Origin of the sequence: Pseudarthrobacter sp. LMD1-1-1.1 (assembly GCF_040676255.1) — a bacterium.
Lineage (GTDB): Bacteria > Actinomycetota > Actinomycetes > Actinomycetales > Micrococcaceae > Arthrobacter.
Window position 1 is genome coordinate 164,211 of sequence record NZ_JBEGHP010000026.1, and the last position, 13,898, is coordinate 178,108.

The following is a 13,898-nucleotide window of genomic DNA, read 5'->3' on the forward strand; positions in this document are numbered from 1 at the left end:
AGATGCCGCCGTGCGCATCGGCTTGGGGGAAGCTCCTCAGTGCGAGAGTTACTTGGTCCCAGTGCAGTGTAGCTAAAGCTGTTTATCTACAGCAGCAAATGACCGCATCTTTGTGGGAGCCTGGCTTGATGGATCCCGTAGCGGCAACGGGCAAAGTAGCGGTTCGCGGTCTGCCGGCGTGCCGTTGTGGTCGTCTGAAACGCGCTCTACTCTTTCCGCGGCACACCTTTACACCATGGACGGGATTTGGAGGGGGCGGGAGCATGGCTTTCCAGGGTGCCGCTGAGGGGCAAGTCCCGCTTACCTACGTGTCTTGGTGGGTAGTTGCCATGGTTTTCCGACGAGTAAGGCCCCGGTCGGAGGATTACCCCGTGAACGTTCCCGGTGCACGGAAACTTGAGCGCTCTTGGAAAATGACGCGCGGCCCGTGGGTACCTGCTGTGTGGGTAGAGCAGGGTTTGTTTGCTTGCTCCCGAAAATTGTTTTGCCGGGGAGGTTGTGTGTGACACGCCATGACCTAGTGCCTTTGCTCAAGGTCAACTCCCCAGCCGGTCGGGCGTTCCTTTTCCACGCCTTTGGATTAGGGGCAAGGAAGCCAAATCCGCGAGAGGCAAGGTGGCCACAACCGCATCCCGCCACGGCCCCGCGTTCAATATTTGTTGACGTTTCTCGCTATATCTGTAACCTAGGATGAACACGTTGGATGTATCCTGGATCACAAATCCGAGGAGCGTCCCGTCGCGGTCTTTATCGCGTTTCGACTGACCGACTGAACTCTCAGTGTTTAGTAACACTGTACTAACACTAAGATCGCGTGCACCTAGCTCACGCCGCCCCATCACTTTGACAACCCTGCAGGAGGGCTCTAGGTCGAGCTATAAGTGCCTCCTGCTGGGCCCGGTAGCTGAGTCCCTCCTCCTAGCGACGGATCGGCAAGCCATTGCCATGGACTCTGCAGCTGAGACACCTCGACCCAAGCGCCGCGCTTAATTCAATCGCGGCTGTCCTCCCTCAGACGAAACTGCTCTGACGCTGGTACTCGGACACGATCCCCGAGCAATTCAGCCTTCGAGAAGGCCTCAGTTGTAGCTGCAGCAACCCTGGGCAACTCACTGATCCAATCCCTGAAAGTTATTCATAGAAGATCGGAATTATCGATGAAAAAGTTTACGGTCCCGCGGGGGAGCGCCAGGGTTCTCCTGGCTGGCGCTATCGGGGCAGCGATGCTTCTCAGCGGTTGCGCGTCGTCCGGGGGCGCCAAGGCCGCCGGTGCCGGTGGCAAAGACCTCTGCTCGGAGGGTGCCATCACTATCGGTTCCGCTAAGGCCCTCAGTGGCGCCTTCTCGTTCTACGATACTGCCGGAAACAACGGTGAGCAGTTGGCCGTTGATCAGGTCAACTCCAACGGGGGTATCAATGGTTGCCCGGTAAAGCTGATTACGAAGGATACAAAGTCTGATCCGGCTGTCGGAAGCCAGGTTGCGCGCGAACTGATCCGGGAAGGCGCGCAGGTCCTGCTTCCGCCCGCTGACTCGGGACTGGGCACTCCCGCTGCCAAGGCGGCGCAAAGCCAAGGTATCTTCAGTATGGCTGGCGCATCCGGGGACGATTACGCCCCTGGTGTCGGAAAGCTGTTCGCGACCGGCGGCAGCATGGCAGGACAAAATGGCAAGACCGCTGCAGCTTTTGCCAAGGAACAAGGCTACGACTCCGTCTACTACGCCACTCTGGACGCCTTCCAGTACTTCACTGTCAACGAGGACTCCTTCAAGAAGGACGCCGGGCTAAAAGAACTGGGTCGATCGGTAGTCAAGCTAGGACAGACAGATTTTGCTGCGGTTATCAGTGACATCAAGCGCTCGGTAGGCGCCGGCTCCAAGCCCATGATCTTCCTCGCAACGGCGTACCCTGATGCTCCTACCTTGATCACCCAGCTGCGGAAGGCTGGGGTGGACACGCCAGTGGTGGGTAACGCCACGTGGTCCACCCGCAACATGCTCAAGGCCTTGGACGGCAATACTGCGGGAGTCTTCTACTCCGGAGGTGCTTACACCGAAGGCGATGACGCCAGCCCGGCTGCACTTGAATTCGTGACCAACTACAAGGCCAAGACCGGGGCATACCCGGAGAACCATCAGGCCCAGGAAACCTACTGGTCTGTCTTGGCCTTGTTCGATGCGATCAAGACCGCCAATTCAGTCGACGGAGCGGCAATTGAGAAAGCGCTCTTCGCCCAAAAAGATCTGCAACTCCCGATGCGCACTATCAAGAAGTGGGAGAACGGACAGAGTCTGGGAAGTACAGTCATTGTCGGATTTACCCCTTCTGGGCAGTTCCAACAGGTGAAGACCTACAATCTGACCGGCGAGGGATGAACACGTGTTAGAGGAAGCTCAACCCGTGGTGTCGATCCGCGGAGTCGAAATGTCCTTTGGGCATCTTAAGGCGCTGGCAGGCGTCAGCCTCGACCTGGAACAGGGGGTATGTACCGGCCTGATCGGACCCAACGGATCCGGGAAAAGTACCTTGGTCAACTGCTTGTCCGGCCTGCTTTCACCATCCACTGGCAGCATTGCCTTTGAGGGAAAGGACATTACGAGTTCCTCGTTGCGGTCCCGGGCGAAGACGGGATTGGCCAGGAACTTTCAAAACCTTCGGTTGTTCGACGAGCTGACAGTACGCGAAAACATCGCCATGTCGGCAGGACTTGCAGGCGGCTGGAAAAGGGCTTCTGAAAAGTCCGTGGCAGAAGTCGGTGCGCGATTCGGATTGGAAACCGATCTCGACGCCCGCGTTGGCGATCTTTCATGGGGCCATCGCCGACGGGTAGAACTCGCGCGGGTCTTGAACGGGGAGCCGCGTTATGTGCTCCTGGATGAGCCGGGGGCCGGCCTTGACCTGTCCGAACGCCGGCGGTTGCCGGGCATCATTGCCGGCTTAACGGCGCACGGCGTAGGCACCCTCTTAGTGGACCACGATATGGCCCTTATTTCGGAAGTGTGCCAGCGGGTGCTGGTCCTTCGCCAGGGTCAGCTAATTTTCGACGGACCTCCGGCCGACGCGTTTCGTGACGCCGCAGTTCTGGAGTGCTACTTGGGAGAACGACATGTCAGTGCTTAAGGCAGTTGACCTTGTCGCCGGCTATGGAGCGGGCGACAAGGTACTCCATGAAGTGAGCTTGACCCTTGCTCCAGGGCAAGTAACCGCGTTGACCGGGGTCAACGGAGCAGGCAAGAGTACTCTTGCCTCCACACTGGCGGGCCGCTTGATCCCCTCGTCGGGAAAAATCACCATGGACGACACAGACGTAACACGCCTATCGATCCAGGATCGTTCAAGGCGGGGGATTGTTCTTTGTCCTCAGGGGCGTGAAGTCTTTGCCGGTCTTACCGTCGCCGAGAACATTCGACTGGGTGCGTTGACCAGGCCTTCGTCAGCGAGGAAGGCCGCAGTGGACTCCATCTTTGAGATGATCCCCGTTCTGGCCCAGTTCCGAAGCAGCCGCGCCGGAGGCCTCTCCGGCGGTCAGCAGCAATTGGTAGCCCTTGGAAGGGCACTGGCAGCGGGTCCCCGGGTTCTGATCGTTGATGAGCCCTCGATGGGCTTGGCGCCTGCCGTGGTTAATTCGGTGTACGACCTTCTCGGGGAGTTGAAGCAAACAGGCGTGGCGCTGTTGGTTATCGAGGAATCTCCGCTGCGCCTTGTTGATTTGGCTGATCACGTTGTGGTTTTGCGCGGCGGGGAAGTCACTACCTCAGGTGGGGCCGAGCTTCTTCGCGATGAACGAATCCTTACCGCAGCGCTGTTGGGAGAGGGGGCGATGGCAAAATGATTCAATTACTCCAAGCACTCTTCGATGGAATCTCCCAAGGTGGCGTATTCGCAGTACTTGCGGTGGGTGTGGCGTTGCTCAGTTCTGTTATGTCATTCCCGAACTTCGCCCACGGTTGGTTGGTTATGTGGACGGCGTCACTGACGGTCTCACTTAGCACGGCCGTTCCGCTGGCACTGGCTCTCGCCATCGCAATCGCAATCATTATTGCCATCACCGTGGTAGCTGGCCGTTTGACATTCCTGACAGGGAACTCGGCCAGCAGTGAGGTGCTGATGCTCAAGTCACTGGCTCTTGGGCTGGTACTTCAAGCAGCTGCCATTCTTTTTTTTGGTGACGCCCCGCGGCTTTTCCCCGCGCCAGCGTGGTATGGGGGTGTCAACGCTATCGGTGACCTCAGGATCAGTACCGCCAGCGTCACGAGTCTGGCGGTAGCAATTGTGGCGGTGGGAGGACTTATAGCGTTGATCCGCGGTACTGACTTGGGCCTGAAAATGCGGGCTACTGCGCAAAACAGATCGACAGCAGAACTCGTGGGTGTCCGCAGCCAACGTGTAGTGACGACAGCACTGGTGATTGCCGGAGTTATGGCGGGTATAGCGGCATTTCTCTGGTACGCGAAAGCCGGAAACGTTTCTCCGAGGACGGGGATGGAAATCACGATGGTTGCCTTCGTAGCCCTCGTGCTGGGTGGTTTGCGAAGCGTTGGAGGCGCCGTTCTTGGCGGTCTACTGCTCGGTCTGGTCAACGCTTTCATGGCCACATACTTGCCCAGCCAAATGCAGGGACTGACCCAGGCATTCACCTACGCCCTGCTGATAGTAATCCTTATTCTTCGGCCTGACGGGCTTCTCCAACGCAAGGTGGTGCTTACCAAATGAAACTCCCCTTCACTCTCGCCCAAGACCGAATTCAGACGCGCCGGGGACTTTGGGCTGCGGCAACGGGTCCCACATCCATAGCAATAGTGGTTGTAGTCGTCGCGGTCGTGGTGGATGGCATAACGCGGGGACGCTTTGAAGATGTGCTGCTCTCGGGTCTTGTATTCGCCTGCTTGACGGTGTCGCTACAGGCCATAATGGGCAACACGGGACTGATCTTCTTCGGCCAGTTCGCCTTTGTGGCTGTTGGAGCTTACGTTTCCGGCGTACTCACAGTCCCACTATCCGACCGCGGAACCCTGCTGCCGGACCTTCCCGACTGGCTGTCCAGCATCGAGTTGGGGTTCGGGGGGAGCATTATCGCTGGGGCTTTGGCGGCATCTGTAGTCGCACTGATCGCGAGTCCAGTGCTGGTTCGAGTATCAGGTCTTGCAGCAGCTGTTGTCAGCCTGGGACTCATGTTCATCGTTTCGGATCTTCTACGCGAGACGCCTTCGATAACCCGTGGGGCGCAGGTCTTTTCCGGGGTTCCTTACGACACCACCTTGGTAACGGCCGGGATCGTTTTGGTAGTCACCACCGTGGCAGCGTCTACATTTAAATTCTCCCGTTGGGGACTCGAAGCGCGTGGGGGACGCGATGATTCGGTGGCCGCCGAGTCCTCCGGTCTCTCCATGGGCCGTGTGAGGACCCCCGCCCTATGGCTTGGCGCTCTGCTATCCGGCGCCGCTGGCGCCGTTTGGGCGCATTACCTTACAGCATTTTCGCCCGTCACGTTCGGCATCGACCCGGCAGTAATAGTGGTGATTATGGCGGTCATCGGCGGGGTAAACAGCGTCAGTGGGGCCCTGATCGGCTCGACCGTTGTCGCAGTTTGGCAGGAACTCGCCCGCCAGGTTGAAGGTGGGTTGATGGTCTTTGGGCTGCAGCTCCCAAGGATGCCTGAGTTTAGTGCAATGACTCTGGGTGTGGGGCTCATTATCGTACTGGCAATTCGCCCGCGAGGGCTCCTGGCATCGCTTGAGTTGCAGTGGTTTCGGCCGCGGGCTCTTCGCGGAACCGCAGCACTTACGGGGCGGACACAAGAAAAAGCACTTGAAGAAGATCAAGTCAAGGTCCGCGCCTAACTACCTACCAAACCGGTAAACAGGCCCCTAATAGGGCTCACACAAGAGAATCAGGAGGGGTCGTGGCCCTTTTCAAGCACAAGGCGATAGAAACGGTCGAGGAAGCCCATCGCCGAGCCAAGAAGATTCTGCCAAAAGACGTGTATACGGCTCTAATGGCAGGAAGCGATAGCGGCGCGACGATGAAGGGAAACCTTGCTGCCTTCGAGGAAATCGGCCTCATCCCGCGGGTCGGGGTTGAGCTTCCATCCAAACCCGACATGAAAACGAACTTCATGGGCCAACCAATCGATTTGCCCGTCGTCATAGCGCCGGCGGCCGCCCAGGCCATGCATCCCGATGCAGAACTTGGTGTGGCGCGAGCAGCGCGACAAGCAGGCACAGCGATCACTCTGAGTAACTTCGCATCCATGCCCTTCGAAGACGTAGCACAGGCGAACGACAACGCCTTTGCCCACGTCTACCTCTCTGGTGACCGAGACACGATTGCGGGCCGGGTAGAACGATTCCGCAAGGCCGGAGCCAAGGGGTTGATTTTCACCCTTGACGTCTCCGGCGGACGTATCGCTAACCAACCACGGGATTGGGGATCGCCGGTTTACCCTGACGGCCTCGGCCTGGCCGCCATGATCCGGTACTCGCCCATGGCACTGGGCAACCCATTGTGGTTCATGCGCTACCTGCGCCGCGGTTGCATACCAGGCCTGGACGCTCCGAACATGAGCAAGGCCGACGGCATCGTGCCCACGCTCGTCGGCGGTCTGTATGAGTGGATGGCAACTCCGGTCCCCACTTGGGATGACGTAGCCTGGCTCCGGGAATTATGGGGGGGACCTTTCATGGTCAAAGGCATTTTGACCCCGGATGACGCCCGCAGAGCTGTTGACGCCGGCGCCACTGCTATTGGCGTATCCAACCACGGCGGCAACAATCTTGACACAACGCCTTCACCGCTTAGGTTTCTGCCGGGAGTGGTCCAGGCCGTAGGGAATCAGGTGGAGGTCACTTTTGACAGTGGCATCCGCCGCGGAGCCGATGTAGTTAAGGCGCTGGCGTTGGGGGCGCAATCTGTAATGATCGGCCGGCCATGGTTCTACGGGCTTGCGGCAGATGGCGAACGAGGCGTGTACGAAGTTCTGGAATCTTTCAGAATCTCTATCGAACGCACACTTGTGGGACTTGGTAAGTCCTCCATCAACGACCTAAGTGCCGACGACTTGGTGATACCCCCGGGTTACTTTCTCAACTTGACGACGTCCAGGGGTGCGGGGATAGTCCGCGGCGATGCTGCTGCTGCTTGAAAGTAGCTGGCGAGTCCTGCCGGAAATCGCGTTTTAAGGAGATGGAGGTCTGCGGCAGCACCCTAGGATCAGCACTGCCGCAGACTACTTCTCGTGGAATCCCCGTATTTTGGAGTAAACAATATGAAGAGAACAGCGATCGGCTCGTTTCTCAACCAAAGTGTTTTGGACCTTGTGGCCAAACTGCCTGCAATGACAGCCGATGTACGCATCATGTATGACAATGATCCTTTGACCTTCGGAGATCTTCGGCTGCCGCATTCAGATAGCCCAGATCCCCTGCATCCGCTCGTTATCTTGATTCATGGAGGCGCTTGGGAGTCGAGCTTCAGTCTGGGATACATGGACCAACTGGCGGAGTTACTGACTGGGGCGGGTTTTGCCACGTGGAATGTAGAGTTCAGGCGGCTCAACAATCCGGGCGGGGGATATCCGGGAACCTTCCTCGATGTAGGAAAAGCAATCGACCACTCCAGACAACTTGCCCAGGACTATCCTGTCGACCTAAATCGTGTGGTTTTGCTGGGCCATTCTTCAGGGGGACATTTAGCTACTTGGGCTGCAGGAAGGATCAACATCCCCACAGCCAGCGAACTCTTCGTGCAGAACCCACTGCCTGTTTGCGGGGTAGTTGACCTGGCCGGAGTCTTGGACCTTGAGTGCGCCTACCGTGGCGGACGTGAGGACGTGCGCCAGATTCTGCGGGCAAAAAATTTGGATGAGATCGTGGATAAATCGCGGACCGCTTCATCCGTCAACATGTTACCGCTTGGTGTTCCGCAGACGCTGATCATTGGCTCTATGGACGACGCGTGGAGGCTCGAGAGCCACGAACGCTACCATGATATTGGCACGGCGGTCGGTGACGAGATTGACCTCGTGACCCTTGAAGGAGCTAACCATTTTGACGTGGTGGATGCTTCCAGTCCTGTATGGGCTGAAATCCTTGGGGCAATTTTTAATTATGCGGGCCGACGGGCCGACGGCCCGACGGGCAAATCGTAGCAATCCGCCGCAGGATCACTTATCACTTATCTGTCCCCGTGCCGACGCCCAATTGTGCTCCCAAGACGTTTACTTATACTTAACAAGCCGGGTATCGATTGCGGCTTTCGCGCCGACCCAAGAGCGGGTTGGCGTGTTCATCCGAGAACATCACATACCTCCAGGAGAGAATCCCCTTGTCTTACCCATCTCAAAGCGCAGCTCAGGATAAAGAGTCCCAGGCAGACGAGCGTCCGCCTCGGCGCGCCGAAAACGACGTCCGCGAAAGTGGGCGCTGGAACCACAGAGTACTTTGGCTTCTGATGGGACTGACCTTGGGCACCGGAATTGTGGACGCCGTGGGATATCTGGCTCTCAATCACGTCTTCATTGGCAACATGACCGGTAATGTGATTATTTTGGGCATGGCAATAGTGGGTGCAGACAAATTGCCGGTTTTGGGGCCATTGCTCGCTATGCTCTGCTTCAGTCTAGGAGCATCCCTGACCGGAATTGCTTTGAGGAACAACCCTTCCGCGTGGCCTGGAGCAGTCACTGGCGCCCTGCTGCTGGCAGGTGGTTTAGTGACCTCCATGGGTGTCCTTTCTCTTCTCCTAGAGGATCAACCCGATACTCCCGCACAACTTGTCATGTCATCGCTGTCTGCTGTGGCCATGGGAATGCAGGCCTACGTTGCACGTAAGCTTGCAGTTCGAGACGTCACCACCGTAGTCGTCACGTCAACACTTACGGCATTTGCTGGAGACCTGTTCATCCGCCCCAACGTCAAGAGCGTGGCGAACCGGCGTGCGGCTGCAATTTTAGCCATGTTGCTTGGCGCCGCTGTAGGAGCCGTGGCAGTCCACCTAAGCACCGGTTTCGCGTTGCTTGGTGCAGGCCTGATTGTTGTTGTGGTGTCACTCCTTGGCCACTTCGCAACAAAGTCCGCTCTTGCCGCGTCCGACCGTTAAGCCGACGCGTCCGCAATGCAGTGCTCGCCCGTTGATCGTCGGCGTACCCGGTAAGTCGATGCGCCGTACCATCGACATACCCCCGGACCGGGTCGTCGTTGCAGTGATCCTCGTATGGCGGGGACGGATAGGACTCTTCAGACGTTCACGTCAGTTATCGCATGACGGCGGCCGGTGGCACTGCATCACCGGATTCGTGGAATCAGGTGTTACGCCCGCGGACCAGGCCCTTGAGGAGCTGTCCGAGGAGACTGGATTACGCCACAGGGATATCCTCTCCCTGGTTCCGGGATTTGCACTAACCATCGAGGACGGCCTGGGGCAACCGTGGCTGGTACATGCATACGTGGCTGAAACACGTGTTCGCCGGCTTACCTTGAACTGGGAGCATGATCGATATTGCTGGACTTCAGCCGATAAGTCGCGACGGTTTGCAAATAGCGTTCAATGGCTGGACCTCATCATTGAAGCTACCTCCGGTCAGCATGACGCGCTCCGCTAGTGCACCCTGGCCTACGAGCAGAAGATGCCCCAAGTCAAAGGGCAGGAGGGGACGTCCATTTCGGAATTAGTTGATGAGTGGTCCGCGACCCCCGCACTCGTCGGTTTCAAAGCAATCTGTGTGACTGGTATGTGCTTCCACGTCGATCCGACGTTCCCCAATGAGAAGACGTAAATGGCGGGTTCTTTTCGCTGTGATCACGACATCTCTGGTGCGCCTTCTCCATTTAATGCCAAAGCCGCGGCTGTTGCAGCAGCGTGTACCGGCGCGGCCGGAGTGCGTACGGCTAGCACCGACGCGGCGGGTAAGGCTCGGGCGTCCAGTGGCACTGGACGCCCGAGCTTTTTGCGCGCCGGCGTAATTCAGTATAGCTTTACACGTGTCCTAGCGCACAACCCTTGGGGACGCAGTAGGAGGCGCGCAAACGTCAGTAGGCGCAGATCCCGAGGCCTTAAACGGTAAACCTCGAAGCCGAGCCGATCACCCGCGTTTGAGTTACCAGGACACCTGCCAGGTAGCGGTGCGGGAGATGGGCTATCAGGACAGCTGCTTAGGATTTATTTCTTCGTGCATCGGACGAAAATAGAGCAAGGAGACCGGCAATGACAGTCCACCCCGAGGCGCAGAAATTCCTCGACACAGTTTCGGGGGCACCGCCCCTTGACACGCAGACGGCCGAACAGAACCGCATCGATTTGGTCAACGCTCTCCCCCTGACTGGCACGAAGGCAGAGGTGCTTGTTGTAGAGGATCTCTCGATCAAGGGCATCCCGATAAGGTACTATCGCCCAGTCCAAGGAGACCAACCGCTTCCGGCCATAGTCTATTTTCACGGCGGAGGCTGGGTCTTGGGGGATTTGGAACTAGCGGATACGACCGCGCGAGATCTGGCCAAGGGATCGGGTGCGGCTTTAATCAGCGTCGACTACCGCAAGGCACCAGAGCACGTCTTTCCGGCGGCCCTTGATGATGCGCTGAAGGTGGTGTCAGCGGTAGTAGGTGGTTCTTCGGGTTTGCATATTGACCCGCAGCGTGTAGCGGTAGCCGGTGATAGCGCCGGAGGAAATCTTGCAGCAGTTGTTGCCCAGGAACTGCGCGGCCATCGGCCCCCGTTGGCGCATCAGGTGCTGATATATCCGGTGACTGACTTGGCGAGCGGTGACACCGAAAGCCGCAGGGATTTTGGACATGGACATTTTCTCACCACCCGCGACCTGAACTACTTTTACTCCACCTACGCCAACGGTGCCGATCGTACCGATCCACGACTCTCACCGCTTCGAAATGCGGACTTGGAAAATCTGCCTGCCGCTACGGTCGTCACAGCGGAATGTGATCCACTGCGGGACGAGGGAGAAGCCTATGCGCGTGCCATGGCTGAGGCTGGAGTACCTGTGACATCAGTCCGGTTCAACGGGCAGGTTCACCCCTTCTTTTATATGGGAGCTGTCATAGGCGACGCCCACGTTGCGAGACGGTTCGTCGCAGGCCAACTAGCCGCGGCCCTATCCATTTGAAAGCCAACGTTTCAGCTAATCGCAATTTTCCAAAAGTCCCGCATTTTCAAAATTACTCGCAACAGAAAAGAAAGGAAAGCATGAACCTGGTAATCGCCCTGGGGGCAGGCTTTATTGTCGGACTCATATATGCGGTTATGCGGACTCGCAGTCCAGCTCCGCCCCCACAAGCCCTCGTGGGGCTCGCGGGAATGCTGATGGGATATGCGGCGCTGGAGTCATGGCTAGGATGAGTAACCTGCGAGAATATGGGTATTCTTATGCGGCTGGCATAGTGGCCGGAGTTGTGTACTTCGTTCTCCACACGAGCACGCCGGCTCCGCCGTGGCCGGCCCTCGTCGGACTATGTGGAATACTTTTGGGCGAGTCAACTGGCAGACGCCTGAATAAACAATTCCGATCTATCCGGTCTACGCGAGCTTCCCGAAGTCGGACATTTCATGAAATTTAGTGCAGAGTTTGCATGCTTTTTTGCCACCCCAAAATGCGATGGGGCGCTCTTCTAATTCCACCAATAACAAGCGGCTGAGGTGAGCCAAATCTTGGACTCGTCCGAAGGACTACAAGCTTGGTCGCTAAGGGTTAAAAGTAGATGACCATTTATACAAGGGGGCCACGGGTATTGAACAAGTCGAATGGGAGCGGCAGCAACCTCGTATACGACTTCGCGGTGGTTGGGGGAGGAATAATCGGAGTGGCCAGCGCCTGGCAGATCCTCCAACGTTTTCCCCGGGCGAAAGTCGTCTTCGAAAAAGGAATTGGCCTTGCCAGACACCAGACGGGCCATAACAGCGGCGTCATTCATTCCGGCATATACTACGAGCCAGGCAGCCTAAAGGCAGAATTTTGCCGTATAGGTGCTGCGTGGACAAAGGAATTCGCCGCCGAAAATGACATTGCTTATGAAGAATGTGGCAAACTGCTCGTTGCTACGACTGCGCTTGAATTGGAACGTATGCACGCTTTGGCAGCGCGGGCCGCCGCAAACGGCATCCGGGCCCGTCGGTTGAGTTACGCTGAACTACGGGCGGAAGAACCCAATGTATCAGGACTCGGAGCCCTCCTAATTGAGGATACAGGAATTATCGACTATCGAGAGGTTACCGAGAAATTAGCCGGAAAAGCAACCGCGCTAGGCGCTCAAATTCTCGTGCAGAACGAGGTCTGCTCGATTCAAGAGCAAGATGATTTCGTGGACATCGTTACGAATGTTGGACACTACCGTGCACAAAGACTTATTGCATGTGGCGGGCTTCAATCCGACCGCCTGGTCCACATGGCCGGATTAGACACTGATTTTCAAATCATGCCCTTTCGGGGGGAGTACTTCGACGTAAGACCGGAGAAACGAGACCTTGTTAGACGCCTCATCTACCCGATCCCGGATCCGGACCTCCCCTTCCTTGGCATTCACCTAACTCCCATGATCGCTGGCAATCTGACAGTCGGGCCTAGCGCCGTGCTGGGCATGGCACGGGAAAAATACGGAAGGTTCTCGGTGCACCTCGGGGACTTATGGGAAATGCTAACCTTTCCCGCCTTCTGGAGGGTAGCGAGGGACAACCTTCGCACGGGCTTGGTCGAATTATGGGGCTCGATGAACAAGTGGTCGTATCTGCAAAGGGTTCGAAGGTACGCCCCCACGCTTCAACGACGTGACTTGGTCCCCAGGGAAGCCGGAATCCGGGCCCAGGCTGTTATGAAGAATGGACGGTTTCACCACGATTTTCTCATCAGGCAGACAGCCCGCACCATCCATGTTCTGAATGCCCCCTCCCCGGCGGCGACGTCGGCAATGCCGATCGCCCGGTACATCGTTGATATGGTCATCGACCCTTCCAAAGGGTCCTGCCATTCGAGCTAAAGGGCCACCATTTAAGTGCACCAGCAGTTCGACTTCTTTCCTAAATCGGAAGCGGGTAGAAGTTCCGACCTGTCCGCACTTGTCAGACCCGTCGTTTGGATGGTGAAAGGCTTCGAACACGACCTTTTTGCTGGCAACCAGCATAGCTCGAAGAAAAGTAGTCCCTGCTGTTTAGTATTACTTGACGGTGCTGTAAGCTGGTGATGTAATTTGGATCACAGTGAGGCGCCTGCCTCCGGTACATCGGGAAGGAAGAGCAATGAGTCTTCGTCATGCAGCCACCACGGGTATTTCCCACCATGCCGGCAACATGTTCTCTGAGCGCGAGCGGCTCGTGGCCCAGGAGTTGCTTTCAAGCCTCGGCTTAGGGCTTTCGTTTATGGGAGACCAAGCAATGCCTTCGGCGCCATCGTCGGAAGCAAGCACTGACCTGCCCGACGCTATGGAGGATTTTACGACCATAGAGTCCAACCAGCCCTGGATGGGCTGTTGGTAAACAGCGTAGGGGGATCCGCGGGGCTTGTGCTTGCCCTGCCCGCACGACCTTATGCCGCTGATGGACGGCTTTGAGTTCCAACCCCGTTTTTGTGTGAGCTGACCTCACGACGAACCAAATCTGCGTTTCGACTATGTGAAGATGCGGGCAGATCGGTGCTCGGCCAAAGTGCTTGGGTCGTTGTATTGGCAGGGGGGCTCGACATGGGTGCCAGTAGATAACCTGAAGACATTGTATTTTGCGATCCTCCACCGCTGTCGCCGCAATGATCCAGTGCTGGACTGGCTGCCCCAGAGTCAGCCGTCTGAGTGTCGCACAGTAGGCCACGACGCGTCGGATTCCCGCCCCTTTCGGCGGCGTAGTCATCGCGGGCGATTACCCGCGACTCAAAGTACGACGCTTTGCTCCCGCTGCATTTGTGGT

General features: G+C 57.3%; 14 protein-coding genes. All 14 read left to right on the forward strand.

All coding sequences use genetic code 11. From position 1 onward, the window contains the following. Window positions 1–1,157: 1,157 nt before the first annotated feature. Window positions 1,158–2,375 carry an ABC transporter substrate-binding protein gene (locus tag MRBLMD1_RS20925; protein ID WP_364403341.1) on the forward strand — a complete coding sequence of 406 codons (1,218 nt, stop codon included), beginning with the start codon at window positions 1,158–1,160 and terminating at the stop codon, window positions 2,373–2,375. 4 nt (window positions 2,376–2,379) lie between these two features. Further along, window positions 2,380–3,120 carry an ABC transporter ATP-binding protein gene (locus MRBLMD1_RS20930; protein ID WP_364403344.1) on the forward strand — a complete coding sequence of 247 codons (741 nt, stop codon included), beginning with the start codon at window positions 2,380–2,382 and terminating at the stop codon, window positions 3,118–3,120. Continuing rightward, window positions 3,107–3,832: an ABC transporter ATP-binding protein gene (locus MRBLMD1_RS20935; RefSeq protein ID WP_364403347.1), complete on the forward strand. Its 726-nt coding sequence runs from the start codon at window positions 3,107–3,109 to the stop codon at window positions 3,830–3,832. Before MRBLMD1_RS20930 ends, MRBLMD1_RS20935 begins: the two co-directional genes overlap by 14 nt. Beyond that, on the forward strand, window positions 3,829–4,713 hold the full coding sequence (locus MRBLMD1_RS20940) for a branched-chain amino acid ABC transporter permease (RefSeq protein ID WP_364403350.1): 885 nt from the start codon (window positions 3,829–3,831) through the stop codon (window positions 4,711–4,713). Before MRBLMD1_RS20935 ends, MRBLMD1_RS20940 begins: the two co-directional genes overlap by 4 nt. Before the next feature lie 86 nt (window positions 4,714–4,799). After that, a complete protein-coding gene (locus tag MRBLMD1_RS20945; protein WP_364403353.1) occupies window positions 4,800–5,840 on the forward strand; it encodes a branched-chain amino acid ABC transporter permease in 1,041 nt (346 codons plus the stop codon). A gap of 62 nt (window positions 5,841–5,902) precedes the next feature. Then, window positions 5,903–7,141: a pre-mycofactocin synthase MftD gene (gene mftD / locus MRBLMD1_RS20950; RefSeq protein WP_364403356.1), complete on the forward strand. Its 1,239-nt coding sequence runs from the start codon at window positions 5,903–5,905 to the stop codon at window positions 7,139–7,141. A 93-nt stretch (window positions 7,142–7,234) separates the two neighbouring features. Beyond that, entirely contained in the window at window positions 7,235–8,146 is a 912-nt protein-coding gene (locus tag MRBLMD1_RS20955) for an alpha/beta hydrolase (protein WP_364403359.1), read from the forward strand. Between the two features lie 302 nt (window positions 8,147–8,448). After that, window positions 8,449–9,096, forward strand: a complete 648-nt coding sequence (locus MRBLMD1_RS20960) for a YoaK family protein (RefSeq protein ID WP_364403362.1) — start codon at window positions 8,449–8,451, stop codon at window positions 9,094–9,096. A 58-nt stretch (window positions 9,097–9,154) separates the two neighbouring features. Then, window positions 9,155–9,598 carry an NUDIX domain-containing protein gene (locus MRBLMD1_RS20965; protein ID WP_364403414.1) on the forward strand — a complete coding sequence of 148 codons (444 nt, stop codon included), beginning with the start codon at window positions 9,155–9,157 and terminating at the stop codon, window positions 9,596–9,598. A gap of 602 nt (window positions 9,599–10,200) precedes the next feature. Next, a complete protein-coding gene (locus MRBLMD1_RS20970; protein ID WP_364403365.1) occupies window positions 10,201–11,115 on the forward strand; it encodes an alpha/beta hydrolase in 915 nt (304 codons plus the stop codon). Between the two features lie 80 nt (window positions 11,116–11,195). Beyond that, window positions 11,196–11,348 carry a DUF1427 family protein gene (locus tag MRBLMD1_RS20975; protein ID WP_364403416.1) on the forward strand — a complete coding sequence of 51 codons (153 nt, stop codon included), beginning with the start codon at window positions 11,196–11,198 and terminating at the stop codon, window positions 11,346–11,348. After that, window positions 11,345–11,566 carry a DUF1427 family protein gene (locus tag MRBLMD1_RS20980; RefSeq protein ID WP_364403368.1) on the forward strand — a complete coding sequence of 74 codons (222 nt, stop codon included), beginning with the start codon at window positions 11,345–11,347 and terminating at the stop codon, window positions 11,564–11,566. The genes MRBLMD1_RS20975 and MRBLMD1_RS20980 overlap by 4 nt, the downstream gene beginning before the upstream one ends. Window positions 11,567–11,707: 141 nt before the next feature. Further along, a complete protein-coding gene (lhgO, locus tag MRBLMD1_RS20985; RefSeq protein ID WP_364403371.1) occupies window positions 11,708–12,979 on the forward strand; it encodes an L-2-hydroxyglutarate oxidase in 1,272 nt (423 codons plus the stop codon). 259 nt (window positions 12,980–13,238) lie between these two features. Continuing rightward, complete coding sequence (locus MRBLMD1_RS20990; protein ID WP_364403373.1) at window positions 13,239–13,475, forward strand: hypothetical protein; 237 nt, start codon at window positions 13,239–13,241, stop codon at window positions 13,473–13,475. Window positions 13,476–13,898 lie beyond the last annotated feature (423 nt).

What these genes read in the sequence shown, in the direction of transcription:
- MRBLMD1_RS20940 (WP_364403350.1), top strand. Translation starts at nt 3,829, where the DNA reads ATGATTCAATTACTCCAAGCACTCTTCGATGGAATCTCCCAAGGTGGC.
- MRBLMD1_RS20960 (WP_364403362.1), top strand. Translation starts at nt 8,449, where the DNA reads ATGGGACTGACCTTGGGCACCGGAATTGTGGACGCCGTGGGATATCTG.
- MRBLMD1_RS20980 (WP_364403368.1), top strand. Translation starts at nt 11,345, where the DNA reads ATGAGTAACCTGCGAGAATATGGGTATTCTTATGCGGCTGGCATAGTG.
- MRBLMD1_RS20965 (WP_364403414.1), top strand. Translation starts at nt 9,155, where the DNA reads ATGCGCCGTACCATCGACATACCCCCGGACCGGGTCGTCGTTGCAGTG.
- MRBLMD1_RS20990 (WP_364403373.1), top strand. Translation starts at nt 13,239, where the DNA reads ATGAGTCTTCGTCATGCAGCCACCACGGGTATTTCCCACCATGCCGGC.
- MRBLMD1_RS20975 (WP_364403416.1), top strand. Translation starts at nt 11,196, where the DNA reads ATGAACCTGGTAATCGCCCTGGGGGCAGGCTTTATTGTCGGACTCATA.
- MRBLMD1_RS20970 (WP_364403365.1), top strand. Translation starts at nt 10,201, where the DNA reads ATGACAGTCCACCCCGAGGCGCAGAAATTCCTCGACACAGTTTCGGGG.
- MRBLMD1_RS20925 (WP_364403341.1), top strand. Translation starts at nt 1,158, where the DNA reads ATGAAAAAGTTTACGGTCCCGCGGGGGAGCGCCAGGGTTCTCCTGGCT.
- lhgO (WP_364403371.1), top strand. Translation starts at nt 11,708, where the DNA reads ATGACCATTTATACAAGGGGGCCACGGGTATTGAACAAGTCGAATGGG.
- MRBLMD1_RS20935 (WP_364403347.1), top strand. Translation starts at nt 3,107, where the DNA reads ATGTCAGTGCTTAAGGCAGTTGACCTTGTCGCCGGCTATGGAGCGGGC.